Raw genomic sequence first — 20,945 nt, 5'->3', positions numbered from 1 at the left:
AACAATGGGAGAAAAAAGACAAGCGCGTCAAGGAGCGGACGTTCTCTTGCAAGAGGAACCGTTACGTTTTCAAACAAGAAAGCAAGTCGGCTTGTTAGGTGGTAATTTTAATCCCGTTCATTTAGCACATCTTGTCATGGCCGATCAAGTTCAAAATCAACTAGGTTTGGACAAAGTTTACTTAATGCCTACGTACTTACCACCACATGTAGACGAAAAGAAAACAATTAGCAGTGAACATCGGTTAGCGATGTTAGAACTAGCAGTGGCTGATAATCCCTGCTTAGATATTGAGCCAATTGAATTAATTCGCAAAGGCAAAAGTTACACGTATGATACAATGAAAGCTTTAAAAGAAGCCAATCCAGATACTGATTATTATTTTATAATTGGTGGAGATATGGTGGAATACTTGCCCAAATGGCATCGGATTGATGACTTACTCCATTTAGTTCAATTTGTCGGCATTCGGCGTCCTAATTATCCAACGGAATCTACCTATCCAATTATTTGGGTCGATGTTCCGCAGATGGCGATTAGTTCCACTTTGATTAGACAAAAAGTCAAAAGTGGTTGCTCAACACGCTATCTTCTTCCAGAGAATGTGATAAACTATATTCAAGAGAAGGGACTGTATCAAGATGAGCTGGATAACAAATTATGATGCTGCACAACGTGAATTATTAATGCAAAAAGTTCAAATGCAAATGAGTGAACGTCGCTTTCGCCATGTGTTAGGAGTCGAGGAAACAGCTGTGGCCTTGGCAGCGAAATATGGTGCCGATGAAGCGAAAGCCAGTATTGCTGCTTTGACGCATGATTACGCCAAAGAACGACCAAACGATGAATTCGAGTTGATTATTCGCCGAGATGGTTTTGATTTGACTTTATTAAACTATGGCAATGAAATTTGGCATGGCTTAGTTGGGGCGGATATTGTCCAACGGGAATTAGCCATTGATGACGAAGAAATCTTGCAGGCAATTCGTGTGCATACAACTGGGGCTGCTAAGATGAGCTTGCTAGATAAAATTATTTATGTCGCAGATTACATTGAACCAGGACGTGATTTTCCAGGTGTGAAAGAAGCCCGTGAAATTGCCCTTGTTGACTTAGATGCAGCGGTTGCTTATGAAACGAAACATACCTTGTTACATTTGATTGAACAAGAACATAAAATTTATCCAAAAACGTTAGAGACCTACAATCAATGGGTCGTTAATCAAAAATAAAAGAAGAAAGAATTACTAGGAGGGAACTATCATAGATAGCCAGAAAATTTTAGAAATTGCTGTCAAAGCAGCAGATTCAAAACGAGCAGAAGAAATTGTCGCATTAGACGTAAGAGAGATTTCATTATTAGCAGATTATTTTTTAATTTGCCAAGCCAATAGTGAACGTCAAATCAATGCGATTGTTGATGAAATTAACGAACAAGAAGCCAAAAATCAAGTAGAAGTCAAGCGTGTGGAAGGTAAAGAAGGCGGAAAATGGATTTTAATCGATTTAGGCGATGTTATTGTCCACGTATTCCAATCTTCAGAACGTGCCTTTTACAACTTAGAAAAATTATGGTCAGATGCCCCAATGGTTGATCTAAGCGCTTGGGTCGACTAAAATGGCCTATGAAACGTTTGCTTTCGTCTATGACGAAGTGATGGACGAAAGCCTATACCAAAAATGGTTGGATTTTTCCAATCGTCATCTCCCACAAGGAACCCAACAAATTCTTGAAATGGCTTGTGGTACAGGCGCTTTAGCAGTTGATTTCGCAAAAAGTGGTTACGATGTGACAGCCTTAGACTTATCAGAAGAAATGTTGATGATTGCTAGTGAACGGGCCTTTGAAGAAGAAGTGCCAGTTCAATTTGTTCAGGGAAATATGCTAGATTTATCTGAAGTGGGACAATACCAAGCCATCACTTGTTTTTCTGATTCACTGTGCTATATGGCTAATCGCCAAGAAGTACAACAAGTGTTCGATGAAGTTTATCAAGCGTTAGAAGAGGAAGGAACGTTCATTTTTGATGTTCATTCTACTTACAAAATTGATTCAGTTTTTCCAGAATATAGCTATCATTATCAAACAGAAGAATTTGCTTTTCTATGGGATAGTTACGCTGGTGAAAAAGAACACAGCATCGAACATTTCTTAACATTTTTTGTGAAAGAACAGGAAACAGATGAGCACTTTGTTCGGTATGATGAATTGCATCAAGAACGAACCTATTCGTTAGATAACTATTTACGAATGTTAGAAAGTGCTGGTTTCATGAACGTCAAAGTTTATGCAGACTTTACAGATGAAGCACCAACTGAAACAAGTGAACGCTGGTTCTTTGTTTGTCAAAGAGATTAATAAGATTTGGCTTATGAGCTTGGGACAGCGCTTAAAAACGTTTGTCTCTTTGCTGATAAGTCCATTTTTTTATAACGGAGGTGGCTAGAGTGAAAGCCTGTGGCATTATCGTGGAATATAATCCCTTTCATAATGGACATCGCTATCATGCCCAACAAGCTCGCCAACAAAGCGGAGCTGAAGTAGTAATTGCTATAATGAGTGGGAATTTTTTACAAAGAGGAGAACCAGCCTTACTAGATAAGTGGGCCAGAGCAGAAGAAGCTTTGCAAAATGGTGTGGATTTAGTCATTGAATTGCCGACAGCTTGGTCGGTACAGTCTGCGGATTACTTTGCCAAAGGCGGTATAAAGTTATTGCAGGCGTTGCAATGTGAGAGCTTATGTTTTGGAACAGATAGTACAAGTGCAATTGATTATGCGGCTTTCGGCCAGTTTGTCCAAGAAAATCAATCCTTAATTGATCAAACGTTCCACGCATTGACAGACAAACAATTGAGTTATCCACAAAAAATGACTGCTGTTTTTCGTCAAGTATATCCTGAAAGCAGGTTCGATTTTTCTTCGCCTAATCATATTTTGGGGATGAGTTATGCAAAGGAAAATGCCACGTATCCAACCCCGATGACGCTCTACCCAATTGCTAGAAAACAAGCGGGCTTTCATGATGCAACGATTTCTGGGAAAGTTGCTAGCGCCACGGCGATTAGGCAAAGTATTTTTCAACAAGAAATAACGCAAGTGCTGCCAACGGTTCCTTCTATAACCGCACAACATTTACAAACGCAGGCAATGATTTCATGGGAAAACTATTGGCCCTTCCTAAAGTATAAAATTGTTCAATCCTCGTTAGAAGAGTTACAAGCCATTTACCAAATGACGGAAGGACTTGAATATCGACTAAAAGATCAAATCCAAGCAGCAGGTTCTTTTCACGAATTAATGGAACGTATGAAAACGAAGCGTTATACTTGGACAAGATTGCAACGATTAGCAACCTATATATTGTTAAATATGACCAAAGAAGAAGTTGAAACTGTTTGGCAAGACAGCTATCTCCATGTGTTAGGATTTACGCCAAAGGGACAAGCTTATCTAAAAGAAACCAAAGCACAAATTCAATTGCCGGTAATTTCCAAGGTATCTAAAGAAAACCGCGCAATGCTTTCGTTAGATATTCGCGCCAATCAACTATATCAGATGGGAGATTCTTCTTTAAAAGAACAAAATTTTGGTCGGTTTCCCTTACGATTTTCGCCAGATACCTAAAAAATACTTAACAAAAATCAGTTTCCCCAGTATAATAAACAAGGGATAAGATACTAACAACAAATCAGAGAAAGCGAAGTGAGAATATGGGCCGTAAATGGGCAAATATTAAAGAGAAAAAAGCTGCCAAAGACGCAAACAATAGCCGTGTTTATGCAAAATTCGGGATTGAAATTTACGTAGCAGCGAAGTCAGGAGACCCTGATCCTCATGCAAACCAAAAATTACGGTTTGTAATCGAACGCGCCAAAACATACAATGTACCAAAACATATTATTGATCGCGCTATTGAAAAAGCAAAAGGTTCAGCAGATGAACAATATTCTGAATTACGCTATGAAGGATTTGGGCCAAATGGTTCAATGGTCATTGTTGATGCTTTAACAAACAACGTGAACCGAACAGCAGCAGATGTGCGGGCCGCATTTGGTAAAAACGGCGGAAACATGGGTGTCAGCGGTGCTGTTTCCTACATGTTTGATAATACAGGTATCATTGGCTTTGCTGGTGACGATGCGGATGAAATTTTAGAATACTTAATGGAAAAAGACATTGATGTTCGCGATGTTGTTGAAGAAGACGGTCAAATTATCGTTTACACAGAACCAGAAGATTTCCACCATGCACAAGAAGCGTTAAAAGAAAAAGGCATTGAAGAATTCACGGTTACTGAGTTAGAAATGGTTCCACAAAACGAAGTAACATTAGAAGGCGACGATTTAGCGAACTTTGAAAAAATGTTAGACGTTTTAGAAGATTTAGAAGATGTTCAAAAAGTTCATCATAATGTAGATTTACCTGAATAATCCATTTGTTCGTTTGTTTTAAGATTTAGAAAGTGAGCCATCGGTCATTTTGACTGATGGCTCACTTTTTTTCATATAATACATAGAAAAAAGAAAGTTGATTGATAGGTCCATGTGACACAAAGCATTCAATGACTGGTTCAACTTTTGTCTGTTCCATAAATATTTGTCTAAACAGTTGAATTAATAGTACAATAGTCTAGTAAGATAGATCATTGAACGGGGTGAATAGGCGTGAAAAAGGGAATGTTCGCGTTTTTTGTCGGGCTAGCGGTTTTATCATTAACTGCTTGTCGGGAACCAAAAGAAAAGAAAGTAACCGCTTCAACGGAGGCATCCTCTAAAGTTGAAGAGACGAATACGAATGAAAAAACCAGTGAAACAATTGATAAGACAAATGAACAAGCGAGCAGCAGTATCGAGTCTAACGAATCAGTGAAAAATGAAGAGCAGACAGCTGATGAAAACAATAGTCAGCTAACTGTAGCTGATTTAGATACTACAGCGATTAATGCTGGCGATTTTACTACTTTAGCTGGAACATGGAAAAATGGTAAAGGAGAGAGTTTGATCATTCATCCTGATGGTAGTACAAATACCGGAGGAATGATTACGAAGGATTTACCTACTGATGAGTCGCGACCAATTACAAGCTTAAGTATTAGGTGGGGGCCTACTGGTGCTGCGTTATTATTATATAAAATTGGTGTTGAAAATCCTAACGGCGACCAATCGGATAAGACGAAACCACGATTGTTAATTACTCAAGATAGTGGAAATTATCCTGCGGAAGAGTATTACTATCGTTCTTCTGAAGAGGAAAATCAAGACCAAAATGAAGAGGCAAAAATCATCGATACACAAGAAAAAGCAGAGACATATATTAGAAAGACATTGACTGATGCAGAAAATAATGATACGAACCTTGGATTTTTGGGTATGAATGGAAATGACTTCTTTTTTAGAGCCCAATCGAAACAGATGGTTGCAAATGGAGGGACAGGAACTGTCGGTTTTTACAGAGTATCACCACAAGGAGCAGTCAGAATAACGGATGCACGAGGCAACTAAAGATAGTCTCGTGGCAATCTATTTAATTCCTATAAAAGTAGCAAAATAAGAATGAAATGATCACAAAATCTTCACATTTAGTTTGTAAGATATAAGCATATCAACAAACAACCTTAACAACACAAAACACTTTTTCATTTTTAACTCCTTTCCCGTCCTTACCCAAAGGGCGGGTCTTTTTTTGTGTAAAACTATTCGCTCAAGATACCAAAAAGCCAGCTTGTAGTAAGCTGGCTTTTAACTCTTTACATGTTGGCGCTTGTAGACACGAGATAATATTAAGGTGTTGGAACAGTTGGTGAATAGTTCGTTTTTCGACCATAAAGTTCTTGTGTCGCCGCCGAGATATACGCAGATGAATCTTTTCCTGGGAGGTTATACATTAGATAAATACCATATTGCTCCGCTTTTGTACGTTTGGCATATTGCGCAGCTAGATTTTGATTGACACCAACTTCAACGGCAGAAGCACCTAAACGAGAAGCAGGCATACCTGCAATTTGTGGTGGATTCCAGGTACTATAATAAGGGTTCCAAGCATAATCAATTAAAGAACTCATTTGAGGATTAGCTGAAGAGTTCGCAGCCGCTGGTCCAATATTATAAAAAGTAATTAATTTATCATTACCTAAGCGATTTCTTAAGGCTTGAAGTAACCAAATGAACGAAGAATTATTTGGTTGAGGCGTCCCATTTTTTCCGTATTCAGCATACTCATCATCAAAATCAATACCATCTAAATGATACGTATTAACGACTTGTTCTAATTGAGCTGCAAAGGCATCCGCACTTTCGTAAGTTGGGAAGTTAGCAAAGCCAGCACCTTCATGGTTGCCTAAAATAGACAATAGGACTTTAGTGCCGCGTGCTTGAACTGGACGAATTTGTGTTTCAGCTTCGTTTAAAGTTTGTTGGACCCGTTCATTTAGATATAAGTAAGGTTTTTTATTGACCGTATCATAATTAATATTGGCTGCAAAAATAATCCCCATATCAAAAGCAGGTTGATTGGTTCCAGCTAAAGTATATTTTCCCACATTGTTAAAATCGTGGTTGTTTACTTCTACATACATGACTGTTTTAGGTGTAACAGTTGATGCTGCTTGTACTTCAAATGCAGGTAGTGCAAACAGTAACCCACCGACTAAAAGTATCAAACTTAAAAAAGTTGAAATAATCCCTGTTTTCTTGTTAAAAAAATGAGTGCTCAATTGATGCCCCATAACTTTCTCCTCCTATAAAATAAATATTTTTTGTAAGCGTTAACAAAGATATGTTATCATTTTTATAATTTAAACACAAGAAGAAGAGAACAAAAGTGAGCAAATCCACAGAATATAAAAGCGTCCTTCGCAAAATGGTCTTGCGAAGGACGCTCTTTTACCAATCAAAGAGTAAGGCATAGCCTAAAGAAAGCAGCTCTCGACCAAAATTTTTGATATCTTTTGGAAAAGAAGAAGCCGCAGTGATGCCTGAAACATTTGAGATGCCTGCTCGCTTGGCTAAAAGTTGCGAGCGGTACATGTGAAAGTCACTAGTAACAATCACTAGCCGTTTAAAAGAAAGGAGTTTTTGTGAATTGACAATATTTTCTTTGGTGCGTGTGGCACGATTTTCTAAGAGAATCTGTTTTTCTGGAACACCTTTATTTAGCAAGTATTGTTTCATAACCGCGGCTTCCGTAGCCGGCTCATCTGCTCCTTGCCCTCCGCTAACAATAACGGGTGTCTCGGGGTGTTGTTTAATATAGGGGATAGCCACATCTAACCGAGCTTGCAAAACACGGCTGGGCAGTGCGGTTTCTTTAGACGTCCCTAAAACACGGGCCCCTAAAATTAAAATAGCATCTGGTTTATCGGTGGGTTGCGTATTTTTGCCAGTAAAAATAAGTAGACCTAAAATCAAAAGAATACAAAAGCCAAAACTGACAATGGATAAACTTGTTATTTTTAACCAATGCATGAAACATCCCTCCTTGTAATGTTAGTGTATACGAAGTACCATAGAAAAAGCGATAGAAAACAAAAGACTTATAAAAAAATCTATGTTTTAATAGAAACTTTTGAAGAGAGGGAGCGAATGCATGCGTACAGAAGAAGAAATGTTTCAACTTATTATGGATGTAGCAAAACAAGAAGAACACATTCGAGCTGTGGGAATGGTGGGTTCTCGCACGAATGTGAAAGCGCCAAAAGATAGTTTTCAAGATTTCGACATTGTTTATATTGTAGAACCATGTGCTGAGTTTTTTGAAACAGCAACGTGGATAGCAAAATTTGGACAACCATTAATTATGCAACGTCCCAAGGAAATGACCTTATTTCCCACAGAACCGAAGACGCGGGAAACATTTTTAATGTTATTTGAAGATGGTCAACGTATCGATTTAACGTTGTGTCCTCTCGCAGAAAAAGACAATTGGCATGAAGGCGATTCTTTAGCAATTATCTTGTTAGACAAAGATGAAAATTTGCCACCTTTACCTGTAGCATCTGATAAAAATTATACAGTAACAGTTCCGAATCAGCAGCAGTTTAACGATTGTTGCAATGAATTTTGGTGGGTTAGTACGTATGTAGTTAAGGGGCTTTGTCGGAATGAACTATTTTACGCTGTCACACATCTCTATGAATATTGTCAGCAGGAACTGTTGCGCTTGCTTTCTTGGCAAGCGGCTTGGCAGGAACCGGAGCCAATTTCTATTGGGAAACAATTTAAGTATCTGAAAAATTATGTCACTCCTGACACGATGGATCAATTAGCATCATTGCTGGATTTTTCTAGTAAAGAAGCTTGTTGGAACAGCTTAATAAAGACACAAGCCTTTTTTGACGTCGTCGCTCAGGATTTTGCTAAAATGGCCCAGTTTACGTATCATTTACAAGAAGCAAAAAAAGTCACAGAGTATACAAATTCTTTAAGATTAAAGGATTTACAAGGAAAATAAGCTGAAAACAACGTAAAAATAGTGTATAATTGAAAAAATTAATCTGCGAGAGAAAGGGAACCTTTTTTGATTGTAGATCACCGCAGTTGTTTGTTGCCTAGTCTCTAAGAAATAAACCTAAAATTATTGATATAAAGGATGAACAAATGAAAAAAGAAGAAATGCAAATGCGTAATACACGTCGTCAAAAATCAGGAAAAAATAATAAAAAGAAAGTAATTATTACTTCTTTGGTTGGACTAGCTCTGGTTGCTGGGGGCAGCTATGTTTATTTTCAAAGTCACTTTTTACCAACCACAAAAGTAAATGGAGTTTCTGTAGGCTGGTTAAATGTAAATGCTGCAGAAGAAAAATTAGCGCAAGTTAATCAAACCGAAGAAGTTGTGGTTCAAACGGGGACAAAAGAAGAAAAAATTCAACTTCCTAAAAAATACCAATTGGATCAAAAATTTTTAAAAGACCATTTACACAGTAGCAAGGTGAAGCTACCGTTAAACGAGGCATTCAAAAAAGAACTAGAAGCCAAATTAGCAACTTTGAGTTTTCCAGAGGGGAAACCAAGCAAAAATGCGAGTATCCGTCGAGGCAATGGTACTTTTGAAATTGTTCCCGAAGAAAAAGGCACAGTAGTGGACACACAGCGCTTAAATCAGCAGATTATTGCGGATGTTGAAGCGGGAAAAGGCAACTATCAATACAATGCCAAAGATTTTTATAAAGCCCCTGAAATTACAAAAGAGGATCAAACGTTAAAGGCAACATTGACAACGCTCAATAACAAGTTAAATAAAACAATTACAGTTGATATTAATGGTGAAAAAGTAGCCTTTGATAAAACACAAATTCAAAACGTGCTGAATGATGATGGCACAATCAACAAAGAAAAACTAACTACTTGGGTGACACAATTAGAAACAACATATGGTTCTGCTAATCAACCAGTTTTATTTACAGATGTTCACGGTACGACACGTCGTTTTAAAAACAATGGAAGTTATGGCTGGTCGATTGATGGGGCCAAAACGCAAGAACTACTAGTAAACGCGCTGAATAGCCAAGAACAAATGAATGCAATCACTGCTCCGTTGGTTGGCGATACCAAAGAAAATAGTAAAATTGCCAATAATTACATTGAAATTGATTTAAAAGATCAAAAAATGTATTGTTTCATTGATGGCAAAAAAATAGTCACCACAGATGTCATTACTGGCAGATATAACAAAGGAACCGCAACAGTACCAGGATTCCATACAATTTTATATCGGACAACCGATGTGAATTTAGAAGGTCAAATGCTTGATGGTTCTCGATACAGTGTGCCAGTAAAATATTGGATGCCGTTATTAAGTCAAGGGGGCGTTGTCACACAAATCGGGATTCATGACTCCGACCATAAATTGGATAAGTATGGCGATAAAGAAGCCTTTAAAACCGATGCTGGTAGTAATGGCTGTATCAATACGCCAGGAACAGAAGTTTCAAAAATCTTTGATGTATCCTATGACGGAATGCCGGTAATTATTTACGGACATATCTATGATGATGCACCAGGTGAATTTGATAAACCTGTAGATTACGGCGAAGAAGTATAAAAAGAGATATTAGGCAAGACCGTACTTTGGTCCAGCTGTGTATCTGAAAAGTAAAAATTGGAGACGTCAACCGTAACGACTGACGTCTCCAATTTTTTATTGACAAGCGTCATAACCCGCTCTATGATACAAACAGAACAAGCAATTTAAATTGGGGGAACGAAGATGCCATTTGTACATGTAGAATTAATTGAAGGCCGAACAGAAGAACAGTTAACTAATATGGTCAAAGATATTACAGAAGCTGTGTCAAAAAACGCTGGTGCACCAAAAGAGAATATCCATGTGATTGTCAATGAATTGAAAAAAGACCGCTATGCACAAGGCGGCGAATGGAAAAAATAAGTTTTCAGAGAATTTCTGTTGAATCACTTGCTTTTTCTGAAAATAAGTGGTTAAATAAGTGCATAAATGATTGATGAGAAAGACAACTGAACTTGCCCGCGATCTATTAGAGAGGAAAATCTTGGCTGAAAATTTTCCAGATTGGCACAAGGGATGACCACTTTCGAAACCTTTGTTGAAACAAAGGCGGTCGCACCGTTAACACGCTAGAGGAACACAGATTATTTGTGTTCAAAATTAGGTGGAACCACGATATTTTCGTCCTAGTATTCGTTAGAATACTAGGACTTTTTGTTTTTTAACAAGGGGAACAGGTGGCTGTTTCGTTTCATTGTGAAAAACAGGAACACAATGAAACGCTTCAAATCAAAAAAATTAAAAGGAGAGAATTTTATTATGTCTATTCACATTACTTTTCCAGATGGCGCTGTTAAACCGTTTGATTCTGGGATTACAACATTTGATGTTGCTAAAAGTATTAGCAACAGTTTAGCCAAAAAAGCTTTAGCTGGTAAATTCAATGGTGTTTTAATCGATTTAGATCGTCCTATCGTAGAAGATGGTTCGCTTGAAATCGTGACACCTGATCATGAAGATGCTTTAGGAATTTTACGTCATTCATCAGCTCATTTAATGGCTAATGCCTTACGCCGTCTTTTCCCTAACATTAAATTTGGCGTAGGTCCTGCGATTGATTCTGGGTTCTATTATGATACAGATAATGGAGAATCCCCTGTGACAGCGGAAGATTTACCTGCAATTGAAGCCGAAATGATGAAAATTGTGAAGGAAAATAACCCAATCGTTCGTAAAGAAATCTCACGTGCAGAAGCGTTAGAATTATTTGCTGATGATCCTTACAAAGTTGAATTAATTACAGATTTACCAGAAGATGAAATCATCACTGTCTATGATCAAGGCGATTTTGTTGATTTATGTCGTGGTGTTCACGTCCCTTCAACAGGACGGATTCAAGTCTTTAAATTACTTTCAGTAGCTGGTGCTTATTGGCGCGGAAACTCTGACAATCATATGATGCAACGGATTTACGGCACTGCCTTTTTTGATAAAAAAGATTTAAAAGAATTTATCAAAATGCGCGAGGAAGCCAAAGAACGTGACCACCGTAAATTAGGAAAAGAATTAGATTTATTTATGGTTTCACAAGAAGTTGGTTCAGGGTTACCTTTCTGGTTACCAAAAGGCGCAACCATTCGTCGTACAATTGAACGTTATATTGTGGACAAAGAAATTAGCTTAGGTTACCAACATGTGTATACACCAATTATGGCAGATGTGGAATTATACAAAACATCTGGTCACTGGGATCATTACCATGAAGATATGTTCCCACCAATGGATATGGGCGATGGCGAAATGCTGGTATTACGTCCAATGAACTGTCCACACCATATGATGGTTTATAAAAATGACATTCATAGTTACCGCGAATTGCCAATTCGAATCGCTGAATTAGGGATGATGCACCGCTATGAAAAATCTGGCGCATTATCAGGGTTACAACGTGTTCGTGAAATGACTTTAAACGATGGCCATACTTTTGTTCGTCCTGACCAAATTAAAGACGAATTTAAACGTACTTTGGAGTTAATGGTGGCAGTCTATGCTGACTTTAACATTACGGATTATCGTTTCCGATTAAGCTATCGTGATCCAAATAATACAGACAAATATTTTGATGATGATGCGATGTGGGAAAAAGCGCAAGCGATGTTAAAAGCTGCCATGGATGAATTAGAATTAGATTACTTTGAAGCAGAAGGCGAAGCTGCCTTTTACGGTCCGAAGTTAGATGTTCAAGTAAAAACAGCTTTAGGAATGGAAGAAACATTATCAACCATCCAATTAGACTTCTTATTACCAGAACGTTTTGACTTAACTTATGTTGGCGAAGATGGTGAAAATACACATCGCCCAGTTGTTATCCACCGTGGTATTGTCTCAACAATGGAACGATTTGTGGCTTACTTAACAGAAGTTTACAAAGGCGCTTTCCCTACTTGGTTAGCACCAATTCAAGCAACTATTATCCCAGTTTCTGTAGAAGCGCATTCTGAGTATGCTTATGAAATCAAAGAACGTTTACAAGCACAAGGCTTACGTGTTGAAGTCGATGATCGTAACGAAAAAATGGGCTACAAAATTCGGGCCTCTCAAACCCAAAAAGTACCTTATCAATTAGTGGTCGGGGACAAAGAAATGGAAGATGCAACGGTGAACGTCCGTCGTTATGGAAGCAAAGAAACGTCTGTCGAAGATTTATCAATTTTCATTGACAGCATGGTTGCTGAAGTTCACAATTACAGCCGTTAAAAAAAGAGAAAAAGTCAAAAGGACTTCTGAATTCAGAAGTCCTTTTGACTTTTTTTTAACAAAAAAATAATTAAATATTTCCTTAGAGCTGGGAATAATCCTGATTTTTTGACTATTTTTTGTTACAATGAGAATGCGAAACTTTTTAGTGAAGGGACTAGAGGTATGAAGAAAAACTCATTTATAGATAAAATAAAAAAAACAGATGCCGCAGCAAAGAGTCAACGAGGTAGAAAGCCACATATTCCTTTTCGATTGAACTTATTATTTTTTGTGATATTCACTTTATTTGTTTCATTAATTGTCCGTTTAGGGTATTTACAGATTGTAGAAGGAGAAGAGTTTAACAAAAAAATCACTGCCAATTCTTCACTGCAAATCACGACACCATCCCCTCGAGGACAAATTTATGATTCACAAGGAAAAGCCTTGGTTTCTAACAAAGCCAATTTAGCAATCACTTACACACGAGGAAAAAATATTGAAGGAAAAGATATTTTACCGATTGCGAATAAAGTTAACGAACTTATTAACGTTCCAGTTGATCCAAACTTAACGGATCGTGACAAAAAAGATTATTGGTTAGCGAATCCTGAAAATTTAAAAGCAGCCCAAGCCCGTTTAACCGATCAAGATAAAGAAGATGAAAAAGGCAACAAAATTACGGACGAAGGCACATTGTATGCCAAAGCAGTTGAAAAAGTCACCCCTGAAGAAATTGCGTTTGATGACCGAACCTTACAAGCAGTGACGATTTTTAAACGAATGAATGCCGCGTCACAAATGAACACGGTCTTCATCAAGAATGAAGGGGTAACAGAAGGTGAAATTGCGACAATTGGTGAACACACAGCGGAAATATCAGGTGTTTCAACAGGGACTGATTGGACGCGTGATTATTCTCAAAGTGGTGCATTACGTAGCCTGTTGGGTACCGTTTCAACTGAAAAACAAGGATTGCCAGCCGAAGAAGTCGATGAATATTTGAAAAAAGGCTATGCACGAAATGACCGTGTTGGAACTAGCTATTTAGAAAAACAATATGAAGACGTTCTACAAGGTAAAAAAGCAAAATCAGAAGTCGTTTTAGACAATAACGGAAAGATTGTTTCACAAACCCCAATTTCCAAAGGGGAAAAAGGCTCCAACTTAAAATTAACGATTGATTCAAATTTCCAAAACAAAGTTGATGAAATTTTACAACGAAACTATTCACAAATAGTCAAAACCATTGGACCATACTCAGAAAATGCGTATGTCGTTGCTATGAACCCTCAAACAGGAGCTATTTTAGCGATGTCCGGAGTTAGTCATGATTTACAGACAGGAGAAGTCACACCTAATCCTTTAGGGCCTATTTTAAACTTTGAGGTACCTGGATCTGTTGTGAAAGCAGGTACTTTAACAGCTGGTTATGAGGCGAAAGTATTACAAGGAAATGATACTCTATTAGATGAACCAATTATTTTAGCTGGTACAAATCCAAAAGCTTCTTGGTGGAATAGTGGTGGTCGTAATGCACAAATGCAATTAACTGCTGAACAAGCATTAGAGTACTCTTCTAATGCCTACATGATGAAAGTTGTGTTTAAACTAATGGGTGTAAATTACTATCCTAATATGGTCTTCCCGTATGAAATTGGCGATGACAAAGTTTTCAAAGAGCTAAGAAACGCTTATGCTGAATATGGAATGGGGATTAAGACAGGCATCGATTTACCTGGTGAAAGTCCTGGATATGTAAATAAAGATTTCAAAGATCCTGCTGAAGCGCCTAAAGGCGGAAATCTATTAGATTTATCATTTGGACAATATGATAACTACACACCATTACAATTAGCACAGTACGTTTCCACTGTCGCAAATAATGGTATCCGCGTACAACCCCATGTGGTAGAAGGCATCTATGGCAATGATGAAAATGGAGCTTTAGGAAAAATTTTGAAAGAAATCGAACCAAAAGTTTTGAATAAGGTGAATATTTCTGAAGACCAGATAGGAATTCTTCAACAAGGTTTCTATAATGTGGTAAATGGAACTAGTCAATTGACTACGGCACCAGGTTTAAAATCAGACAAGTTTTCGATTGCTGCTAAAACAGGGACCGCCGAAACGCAAGCAAAGGATGCTAACGGAGTTGTTCACACGACGGTTAATAGTAACTTGGTGGCTTATGCGCCTTACGAAAACCCTGAAATTGCAATTAGCGTTGTTTTACCACACTTAAATGACGAAGAATCAAAACCAAACCAAACGATTGCCAAAGAAGTTTTAGAAGCGTATATGGAAATGTACAAAAAATAAAATTTGTAAAGTAGAACTACTTTACAAATTTGCCCAAAAGGGTAGTCAAATGACAAAAAAAATGGTATGATATTCAAGTCTAAGAAATCTCTTGGAAAGATCAATTATTAGTAGGAGGGGAAAACATGCGCGTAAACATCACTTTAGAGTGTACTTCTTGTAAAGAACGTAACTACTTAACAAATAAAAATAAACGTAACAATCCTGATCGTTTAGAAAAACAAAAATATTGCCCACGTGAAAGAAAAGTTACTTTACACCGTGAAACTAAATAATTTAGTTAGATAGAACCTAGAATCCTTATCCAACAAGGATTCTAGGCTATTTTTTTGTTGTTAGTAATTTACTGATTTAGTTATTGATGTAGTTTTGCTATTTTAAAAATTTACATAGCTACTGAAAGCATCTGTTGCTTCTTTAGTAACTTCATCAGAAACATGAGTGTAAGTATCCATAGTTATTTGTAAAGAAGAATGTCCTAAACGTTCTTGGATTATTTTAGACCTAACATTATCTGATTCGAATAATAATGTTGCGTGGGTATGCCGAAAACCATGACAACCAATAGAATGTAAGTTAGCTTTTTCTGCCAATCTTTTGGAACGTTGGTAAATGTCTTGACTTCGGAACATGGTACCATCAATTTTTGTGAAAATAAGTTGTGTTTTAAACCCACCTTTTTTCATTAAAGCCTCACACTGTCTAAGTTTCCATTTTTTTAAGATATAAGCAGTCTTGTTATCAAAAGAAATCTTACGAATAGAATTGGGAGTTTTAGGATCGTTTATAGTCAATCCATTTGTACTGATAGCAGTAGTTTTATTTATATTAACTACCTGCTTTTTAATATCAATATCATTCCAATTCAATGCTAAAGCTTCACCAACACGTATACCAGTAAAAGAAAGTAAGCGAAAAATAGCACAGTCTAAGTCAGCATAGTATTTTAGAACTAAACTTTCTTCTTTGGCTTGATTGGCAATGCTATCAGCTGTATTTAAGAAATGTTCCAGTTCGTCTTTTGTATAGAACTTTCTTTTTGTATTCTTTTCTACTTTCTTTAGCGAACTAGGCTTAGTTATTTTCTTAAATGGGTTTGAGTCTATTATTTCTAAACCAACAGCATAGTCACAAACACGAGAAGCGTAACTCAAAAGTACTTTTCCCATTTCATTCTTTTTATACCATTCATTAACAGATTTTTGCACGATCTTTACTGTTAAACGCTCAAGTCTCATTTTCCCGAATGTGGGTAAAATGTGTTTTTTCATACGTCGCTCAGTAGCTATGAATGTGGATTCCCTAACTGTTTTTTTGTATTCGTCCAACCACATATAATAAACTTCTTCAAAAGTGGTTAAACGAGTATGCTCGTTAGCTAGATTTCCATTATCAAAATCTAATTTTTTTTGATTAAGCTTGAGCTGTGCTTCTTTTTTTGTATTACAGTTTCTGATAGTGACATTAATTTGTTTACCAGTTAAATAATCTACGCCTAAATAGGCAGTTACTTTCCAGTATTTTTGTCCTTTTTTTGTGTATTGTTTAAAAGTTGCCATTTTTTATCCTTTCCACTTGGGCAAGCGAACAGAGGGAATGACAAATTTCTAGCACCTCCTTATTTGATTTTAAAGCCCCTATCGTGAATCGAACACGATAGAACTCGCCAGAGAAGGGTAATTTATTTTTTATCGAAAGTAATAATCCAAGACCCCATAAGGTTCTCAACTTTTTTTATTTCTGCAATAACTGTATCACCTGTTTTTACATTTGGATTTTCAGAAGAAATAAAATTTAAGTGTTCTCCAGTTTGAATCGTATATCCTAATGATCCATCAGGTACATATTTATCAACTGTGAATTGAACAGTTTTTCCTGTTAAATCCTCTCCCTTATTTAGCGCTGTTTCGGCTTCATTAGTTGTATAATCAGGCTTTACTTCTTTAGTTCCACAAGCAGCAAAAGTAACAATTAATAGCAACATTGAAATAAAATATTTAATCTTTTTCATAAAAAATCTCCTCTATTTAACTCGTAATGATTGTCCGGGCATATATCCACTGATACCTGGATTTAGTTCTTGTAATTTTTCAAGTGTTATTCCGTTTCTTTCAGCTACTTGACGGCCGCCTTCGCCATCTCTAACTTGGTCATAAACTTCCGTGACTGGCTCGGGAGATTGTTGACTAATTTCGGGAGTAGAAGGTTGTATAATATTTTCTGACTCTTGCACTTCCTGTTGGGCAGTATTTTGTTGACCTTGATTGTTTCTTTCTATTAATTGTTCCATCGTAATATTGCCAAGATAACTATAGACCTGTCCGCCAGCAGCCAAAGTACCATCTGCATTTTTCACTAATGTTCCTGGAGTGTTATTCAAAACATATGACATTGTTTGATTACCATTTGCATCAACAGAAAAATTTAAATTTTGGAGCGGAACATTTGATTGAGTAGTGCTAGAGAAAGTTCCGTCAGCATTTATAAAAAATAAATTATCACTTTGAGGGATACCCCAACCTCCGACAAAATCATTTAGGCTTGCTTGAACTGTTCGTTCTTCAATAGTGGATGAACCTACAACACTGGATGCTGTTGACGTAGAACTTTGACTTTTTTCTTTTGTGTCACTTGATGATTCTTTAACGCTTGATGAGATGTTTGTAGATGAACTATTAACATTTGTTTCTTTTTTTGTGTTATTCGAACAAGCAGATAGCAATAATAATGATAAACCTAGAAAAACAATTTTTTTCATTTTTAAAACCTTCCTCACTTCTGATATAATGTTTTTATGAGTAAATCTCGAAACGAGGTTTTGAGTCCGTGTTGTCGCACGGGCTTTTTTTATGCAAAGTTTATTCTTTGCAACTTATTAAACAGTAGAGTCTTTACCCAATCTTCGTAGCGCGCATCTATTTTGGCATCTTCTATAAATTTCATGTAGTTGATTCTTTCTGGAGCAATACCCGTACTGTTTAAATATTCATCTAATAATTTTTCTACCATAAAACAATCCGCTTCATATTCCATTTTAGAACGAAGAGCATATGCTGTTTTGTACAGGGGATAATTCTCTTGGTGCTCACAAGCATGACCGAGCTCGTGCAGTAAAGCTTTTTTTTGTTCAAATTCTGAAAGCTTTACATTTACCACTATTAAATTAAAGCGTGTCATGTAATAAGCATTATTTTCAATTTCATCGTAAATCACAGTAGTTCCTAAAATCTTGACTATTTCTTCAATCTGTTTATCCAAGCAACGCACCTTCTCAAAAATTCTTTTTTTATTCGTATTTACCTTCCAAATACGCCTCTGCTATTCTTTTTAAGACTTCTCTGTCATTATCAGTTACTTCTTTGCCGCCGTGACTCATAACAGAGTTTATTGCTTCTTCAATAGTCATTTCTCGTTGCTCTTTAGTTAAACCGCCATGTGGTAGATCAGTACGGCCTAATAGGTAATCCGTCGATACGTCAAAATAATCAGCTACTTTAGAAAGTGGCTCTGAGTTGGGTTTAGATTTACTCCATTTAGAAATCATTCCATTTGATAGATTTAGAACTCTTTCCAATTCCGCGATGCTCATTTTTCTTGCAGCAGCAAGCTTTTTAACACGTTCGTATGTGCTCATCAAAATACCTCCGAATTTTTTCTATTAAAGTTATTGACATTAGAAATAATTCTATGATATTATACACATGTACTCAGGAAGTACAAGAAACTCTCACATTTCTGGATGGTATAACATAGAATAAAAAGACTAAGGACAATATTGTTTTTAGATTATTTTCTATGCACTTATAATAGAATATTTTCTATTATAAGTCAATACCCCAGAAACAAAAAATATTATTCATTTCTAGGAGGTGTGAAAATTGCTTTATGAACGCATCAAATGTATTTCTGAAGAAAAAGCTTTATCTATCTACAAAATCGAACGTGATTTAGAGTTTTCTAATGGAACTATTTCTAAATGGAACAAGTCGATGCCATCTGCAAAAAATTTAAAAAAAGTTGCAGATTACTTAGGTGTTGGCATGGAAGAACTTTTAAAAACAAAAGGAGATTAGAAGGGGGTATAAAAATGGAAGTGATTTTAACTCCAGAAAATGAAGCTTCTCTAAGGGATTTTGTACATGGAATTATTGTTGATGAAATAGAAAAAGCACGAAGAGATACCTCAATTGATAAGCGAGTTTTAAATCAAACAGAGATTGCAAAATATTTCGATGTATCCACTACAACAATAAGGGAATGGGAGAAGCTAGGTCTTCCGCATGGATCAGTAAGTAAACAAGGGAAGTTCTACGACAAAGAAGAGTGTCGCAGATGGCTTCTATCACAAAAAAGATAAATCTTGGGCAAGCGAAATTTAGGAAGGAAATAATATGAATACGGATGAAAGAACAGTTATTGCATTGGAAAGCATTGCAAACAGCCTTAGTACTTTGGCAGAAGATACTAAGGCGAAAAATAGATATAAAGAATCTTTGTTTGTTCAAGCATTCATCTTTATTCTCGGTATAGCTGTTGGATGTATGTTAATCCAGCTAGGAACAGACTTGTGGAAATGGTTAATAGTTTAAAAAAGTTATCTGAATCGTTTCTAAAATAAGATGTTGTATTGAAAGAGATATACGCAAAAATAAATGACAAAAGTAGAGTATTGTTTGTTCTTTTCCAGTAACTTTTGTAAAGGTCAAGCCAGCTACTAGTTAATTGTATTTGATGATTTTTATTTTTTTCATTGTATGCAAAAATTTCAAAATACTTTCGTTCGTAATTGTTCTTGGCTTTATTAGTTAAATAAGAAATATACAGCTTACTTTTCTTTTGGATAACCCAAAATAAAAATAACGCTATCGACACCCAAAAAGAATATTTTTCTAAAAAGGGGATAGATTTTTCTACAACATTATACATTACCTCACCACCTTATCAGTTATTTCAGCAGAGCACTTGCTGATAAGAAAATTATACCAGAAAGGAAGTAAACCAAATGACAAATTTAGTAATAATGAAAGACCAACAAGCAGTAACAAGTAGTTTACAAGTTGCCGAAACATTTAATAAAAACCATCGTGATGTTTTAGCAGCAATTGATGATTTAAAAGAGGGGGTTGCGGAAAATTACGCAGACCTATTTTACGAAGATAACTATATTCATCCGCAAAACAAACAGTCTTATCGCCAAGTAATTATGAACCGTGACGGATTCACACTACTAGCAATGGGATTCACAGGTAAAAAAGCTTTGCAATTCAAACTGAAATATATTGAGGCTTTTAATCAAATGGAAAAAGAAATTCAACAGCCTAAACTTCCAACCTCTCAAAGAGAATTGGCGATGCTTGCTTTATCAGCAAATGAAGAAACAAATGAGCGTGTAGATGTAATTGAAAAAGAAGTAGCCGACTTAAAAGACAATCAAAAAATCGGTGCAGATGATTATGGCTACTTATCACGTCGAGTTCATCAACGAGTAGCAGAAGTTGCAAGAGGATTTGGGAAAATCACAAAGGAACAGCGTGGAAAGTTATACAAAGATATTAATTCAGGTATTAAGCAAATTACAGGCGTGGGTACCAGATCACAATTAAGAGAAAAACATTATCCAATGGTAATTGAATATATCAATGACTGGGAGCCGTCCACAGCCACAAAAACAGTTGTAAGACAAATGAGTTTAGACTTAAACGACATAGCGTAGGGAGAATATTATGGCTTATACAACTGAACAAGAAAGCTGGATACTCAACCAAATCAAAAAAGAGCGTAAACAGCTACAAGATGATAGAGCAGCGCTTAGACAATCAGAACAACTGACCGAAGGAAAAGCATATCAAATTGAAAAAGAACTTGAATTTTTAAGATACTTAGAGATTCAAAATAGAATGCATATTTAAGGAGAAATGA

General features: G+C 36.5%; 25 protein-coding genes. 18 read left to right on the top strand and 7 right to left on the bottom strand.

Annotation, left to right across the window (positions count from 1 at the left end; all coding sequences use genetic code 11):
• Positions 1-4 precede the first annotated feature (4 nt).
• The 7 genes from IGL90_RS11345 (at position 5) to IGL90_RS11315 (ending at position 5,504) form a co-directional block, all read left to right on the top strand.
• Positions 5-664, top strand: a complete 660-nt coding sequence (locus IGL90_RS11345) for a nicotinate-nucleotide adenylyltransferase (protein WP_002365150.1) — start codon at positions 5-7, stop codon at positions 662-664.
• Complete coding sequence (gene yqeK, locus IGL90_RS11340; RefSeq protein ID WP_002379798.1) at positions 642-1,232, top strand: bis(5'-nucleosyl)-tetraphosphatase (symmetrical) YqeK; 591 nt, start codon at positions 642-644, stop codon at positions 1,230-1,232. Before IGL90_RS11345 ends, yqeK begins: the two co-directional genes overlap by 23 nt.
• A gap of 46 nt (positions 1,233-1,278) precedes the next feature.
• Positions 1,279-1,617: a ribosome silencing factor gene (rsfS, locus tag IGL90_RS11335; RefSeq protein WP_033072556.1), complete on the top strand. Its 339-nt coding sequence runs from the start codon at positions 1,279-1,281 to the stop codon at positions 1,615-1,617.
• Position 1,618: 1 nt separating this feature from the next.
• Positions 1,619-2,359 (top strand): class I SAM-dependent DNA methyltransferase, encoded by a 741-nt coding sequence (locus IGL90_RS11330; protein ID WP_002356302.1) that lies wholly within the window; start codon positions 1,619-1,621, stop codon positions 2,357-2,359.
• A gap of 80 nt (positions 2,360-2,439) precedes the next feature.
• The gene (locus IGL90_RS11325; protein ID WP_016614948.1) at positions 2,440-3,627 is read left to right on the top strand and encodes a nucleotidyltransferase; all 1,188 of its coding nucleotides are present in this window, start codon (positions 2,440-2,442) and stop codon (positions 3,625-3,627) included.
• Positions 3,628-3,713: 86 nt separating this feature from the next.
• On the top strand, positions 3,714-4,433 hold the full coding sequence (locus IGL90_RS11320) for a YebC/PmpR family DNA-binding transcriptional regulator (RefSeq protein ID WP_002356305.1): 720 nt from the start codon (positions 3,714-3,716) through the stop codon (positions 4,431-4,433).
• Between the two features lie 234 nt (positions 4,434-4,667).
• Positions 4,668-5,504, top strand: a complete 837-nt coding sequence (locus IGL90_RS11315; RefSeq protein ID WP_048737843.1) for a DUF6287 domain-containing protein — start codon at positions 4,668-4,670, stop codon at positions 5,502-5,504.
• 278 nt (positions 5,505-5,782) lie between these two features.
• Here the strand turns inward: IGL90_RS11315 and IGL90_RS11310 are convergent, their stop codons facing one another.
• Together IGL90_RS11310 and IGL90_RS11305 are read right to left on the bottom strand one after the other, a co-directional pair.
• Complete coding sequence (locus tag IGL90_RS11310; protein ID WP_002382461.1) at positions 5,783-6,727, bottom strand: endo-beta-N-acetylglucosaminidase; 945 nt, start codon at positions 6,725-6,727, stop codon at positions 5,783-5,785.
• 157 nt (positions 6,728-6,884) lie between these two features.
• Entirely contained in the window at positions 6,885-7,466 is a 582-nt protein-coding gene (locus tag IGL90_RS11305) for a YdcF family protein (RefSeq protein ID WP_002359392.1), read from the bottom strand.
• Positions 7,467-7,587: 121 nt separating this feature from the next.
• Between IGL90_RS11305 and IGL90_RS11300 the strand changes: the two genes are divergently transcribed.
• The 6 genes from IGL90_RS11300 (at position 7,588) to rpmG (ending at position 15,301) form a co-directional block, all read left to right on the top strand.
• Positions 7,588-8,451 carry an aminoglycoside 6-adenylyltransferase gene (locus tag IGL90_RS11300; protein WP_048737845.1) on the top strand — a complete coding sequence of 288 codons (864 nt, stop codon included), beginning with the start codon at positions 7,588-7,590 and terminating at the stop codon, positions 8,449-8,451.
• A 146-nt stretch (positions 8,452-8,597) separates the two neighbouring features.
• The gene (locus IGL90_RS11295) at positions 8,598-10,043 is read left to right on the top strand and encodes a L,D-transpeptidase family protein (RefSeq protein WP_010820244.1); all 1,446 of its coding nucleotides are present in this window, start codon (positions 8,598-8,600) and stop codon (positions 10,041-10,043) included.
• A gap of 165 nt (positions 10,044-10,208) precedes the next feature.
• Entirely contained in the window at positions 10,209-10,388 is a 180-nt protein-coding gene (locus IGL90_RS11290) for a 2-hydroxymuconate tautomerase (protein WP_002356318.1), read from the top strand.
• A 396-nt stretch (positions 10,389-10,784) separates the two neighbouring features.
• Positions 10,785-12,722 (top strand): threonine--tRNA ligase, encoded by a 1,938-nt coding sequence (gene thrS / locus IGL90_RS11285; RefSeq protein WP_048738006.1) that lies wholly within the window; start codon positions 10,785-10,787, stop codon positions 12,720-12,722.
• 165 nt (positions 12,723-12,887) lie between these two features.
• Positions 12,888-15,026, top strand: a complete 2,139-nt coding sequence (locus tag IGL90_RS11280; RefSeq protein WP_048737848.1) for a penicillin-binding transpeptidase domain-containing protein — start codon at positions 12,888-12,890, stop codon at positions 15,024-15,026.
• A 125-nt stretch (positions 15,027-15,151) separates the two neighbouring features.
• On the top strand, positions 15,152-15,301 hold the full coding sequence (gene rpmG, locus IGL90_RS11275) for a 50S ribosomal protein L33 (RefSeq protein ID WP_002356321.1): 150 nt from the start codon (positions 15,152-15,154) through the stop codon (positions 15,299-15,301).
• A gap of 102 nt (positions 15,302-15,403) precedes the next feature.
• On the opposite strand, the gene IGL90_RS11270 is transcribed toward rpmG, so the two are convergent.
• The 5 genes from IGL90_RS11270 to IGL90_RS11250 all read right to left on the bottom strand — a co-directional run bounded on the left by IGL90_RS11270 (position 15,404) and on the right by IGL90_RS11250 (position 18,660).
• Positions 15,404-16,585 (bottom strand): tyrosine-type recombinase/integrase, encoded by a 1,182-nt coding sequence (locus IGL90_RS11270; RefSeq protein WP_104859423.1) that lies wholly within the window; start codon positions 16,583-16,585, stop codon positions 15,404-15,406.
• A 122-nt stretch (positions 16,586-16,707) separates the two neighbouring features.
• Entirely contained in the window at positions 16,708-17,037 is a 330-nt protein-coding gene (locus IGL90_RS11265) for a hypothetical protein (protein ID WP_010708948.1), read from the bottom strand.
• A gap of 12 nt (positions 17,038-17,049) precedes the next feature.
• Positions 17,050-17,784 carry a DUF4950 domain-containing protein gene (locus IGL90_RS11260; RefSeq protein ID WP_010708947.1) on the bottom strand — a complete coding sequence of 245 codons (735 nt, stop codon included), beginning with the start codon at positions 17,782-17,784 and terminating at the stop codon, positions 17,050-17,052.
• An 89-nt stretch (positions 17,785-17,873) separates the two neighbouring features.
• Positions 17,874-18,293: an ImmA/IrrE family metallo-endopeptidase gene (locus tag IGL90_RS11255; protein WP_370617577.1), complete on the bottom strand. Its 420-nt coding sequence runs from the start codon at positions 18,291-18,293 to the stop codon at positions 17,874-17,876.
• A gap of 19 nt (positions 18,294-18,312) precedes the next feature.
• The gene (locus IGL90_RS11250; RefSeq protein WP_002401993.1) at positions 18,313-18,660 is read right to left on the bottom strand and encodes a helix-turn-helix domain-containing protein; all 348 of its coding nucleotides are present in this window, start codon (positions 18,658-18,660) and stop codon (positions 18,313-18,315) included.
• Between the two features lie 244 nt (positions 18,661-18,904).
• Here IGL90_RS11250 and IGL90_RS11245 point away from each other — a divergent pair, with 244 nt between their 5' ends.
• From IGL90_RS11245 to IGL90_RS11225, 5 genes are all read left to right on the top strand, one after another.
• Positions 18,905-19,099 carry a helix-turn-helix domain-containing protein gene (locus IGL90_RS11245; protein ID WP_010708946.1) on the top strand — a complete coding sequence of 65 codons (195 nt, stop codon included), beginning with the start codon at positions 18,905-18,907 and terminating at the stop codon, positions 19,097-19,099.
• Positions 19,100-19,113: 14 nt separating this feature from the next.
• The gene (locus IGL90_RS11240; protein WP_002414623.1) at positions 19,114-19,383 is read left to right on the top strand and encodes a hypothetical protein; all 270 of its coding nucleotides are present in this window, start codon (positions 19,114-19,116) and stop codon (positions 19,381-19,383) included.
• A 34-nt stretch (positions 19,384-19,417) separates the two neighbouring features.
• Positions 19,418-19,615, top strand: a complete 198-nt coding sequence (locus tag IGL90_RS11235; protein WP_010708945.1) for a hypothetical protein — start codon at positions 19,418-19,420, stop codon at positions 19,613-19,615.
• 413 nt (positions 19,616-20,028) lie between these two features.
• Positions 20,029-20,739 (top strand): Rha family transcriptional regulator, encoded by a 711-nt coding sequence (locus IGL90_RS11230; protein ID WP_025188056.1) that lies wholly within the window; start codon positions 20,029-20,031, stop codon positions 20,737-20,739.
• Positions 20,740-20,749: 10 nt separating this feature from the next.
• The gene (locus IGL90_RS11225) at positions 20,750-20,935 is read left to right on the top strand and encodes a hypothetical protein (RefSeq protein WP_002364665.1); all 186 of its coding nucleotides are present in this window, start codon (positions 20,750-20,752) and stop codon (positions 20,933-20,935) included.
• Positions 20,936-20,945: the final 10 nt, after the last annotated feature.

This window comes from Enterococcus sp. DIV1307a (genome assembly GCF_050537425.1).
Lineage (GTDB): Bacteria > Bacillota > Bacilli > Lactobacillales > Enterococcaceae > Enterococcus > Enterococcus faecalis.
The sequence above is the reverse complement of the archived record's forward strand: the minus strand, read 5'-3'. Positions and strand labels throughout refer to the sequence as shown.

What these genes read in the sequence shown, in the direction of transcription:
- rpmG (WP_002356321.1), top strand. Translation starts at nt 15,152, where the DNA reads ATGCGCGTAAACATCACTTTAGAGTGTACTTCTTGTAAAGAACGTAAC.
- IGL90_RS11265 (WP_010708948.1), bottom strand. Translation starts at nt 17,037, where the DNA reads ATGAAAAAGATTAAATATTTTATTTCAATGTTGCTATTAATTGTTACT.
- IGL90_RS11300 (WP_048737845.1), top strand. Translation starts at nt 7,588, where the DNA reads ATGCGTACAGAAGAAGAAATGTTTCAACTTATTATGGATGTAGCAAAA.
- IGL90_RS11310 (WP_002382461.1), bottom strand. Translation starts at nt 6,727, where the DNA reads ATGGGGCATCAATTGAGCACTCATTTTTTTAACAAGAAAACAGGGATT.
- yqeK (WP_002379798.1), top strand. Translation starts at nt 642, where the DNA reads ATGAGCTGGATAACAAATTATGATGCTGCACAACGTGAATTATTAATG.
- IGL90_RS11240 (WP_002414623.1), top strand. Translation starts at nt 19,114, where the DNA reads ATGGAAGTGATTTTAACTCCAGAAAATGAAGCTTCTCTAAGGGATTTT.
- IGL90_RS11270 (WP_104859423.1), bottom strand. Translation starts at nt 16,585, where the DNA reads ATGGCAACTTTTAAACAATACACAAAAAAAGGACAAAAATACTGGAAA.
- IGL90_RS11290 (WP_002356318.1), top strand. Translation starts at nt 10,209, where the DNA reads ATGCCATTTGTACATGTAGAATTAATTGAAGGCCGAACAGAAGAACAG.
- IGL90_RS11305 (WP_002359392.1), bottom strand. Translation starts at nt 7,466, where the DNA reads ATGCATTGGTTAAAAATAACAAGTTTATCCATTGTCAGTTTTGGCTTT.
- thrS (WP_048738006.1), top strand. Translation starts at nt 10,785, where the DNA reads ATGTCTATTCACATTACTTTTCCAGATGGCGCTGTTAAACCGTTTGAT.
- IGL90_RS11330 (WP_002356302.1), top strand. Translation starts at nt 1,619, where the DNA reads ATGGCCTATGAAACGTTTGCTTTCGTCTATGACGAAGTGATGGACGAA.
- IGL90_RS11295 (WP_010820244.1), top strand. Translation starts at nt 8,598, where the DNA reads ATGAAAAAAGAAGAAATGCAAATGCGTAATACACGTCGTCAAAAATCA.
- IGL90_RS11345 (WP_002365150.1), top strand. Translation starts at nt 5, where the DNA reads ATGGGAGAAAAAAGACAAGCGCGTCAAGGAGCGGACGTTCTCTTGCAA.
- IGL90_RS11320 (WP_002356305.1), top strand. Translation starts at nt 3,714, where the DNA reads ATGGGCCGTAAATGGGCAAATATTAAAGAGAAAAAAGCTGCCAAAGAC.
- IGL90_RS11225 (WP_002364665.1), top strand. Translation starts at nt 20,750, where the DNA reads ATGGCTTATACAACTGAACAAGAAAGCTGGATACTCAACCAAATCAAA.
- IGL90_RS11250 (WP_002401993.1), bottom strand. Translation starts at nt 18,660, where the DNA reads ATGAGCACATACGAACGTGTTAAAAAGCTTGCTGCTGCAAGAAAAATG.
- IGL90_RS11260 (WP_010708947.1), bottom strand. Translation starts at nt 17,784, where the DNA reads ATGAAAAAAATTGTTTTTCTAGGTTTATCATTATTATTGCTATCTGCT.
- IGL90_RS11230 (WP_025188056.1), top strand. Translation starts at nt 20,029, where the DNA reads ATGACAAATTTAGTAATAATGAAAGACCAACAAGCAGTAACAAGTAGT.
- IGL90_RS11280 (WP_048737848.1), top strand. Translation starts at nt 12,888, where the DNA reads ATGAAGAAAAACTCATTTATAGATAAAATAAAAAAAACAGATGCCGCA.
- IGL90_RS11235 (WP_010708945.1), top strand. Translation starts at nt 19,418, where the DNA reads ATGAATACGGATGAAAGAACAGTTATTGCATTGGAAAGCATTGCAAAC.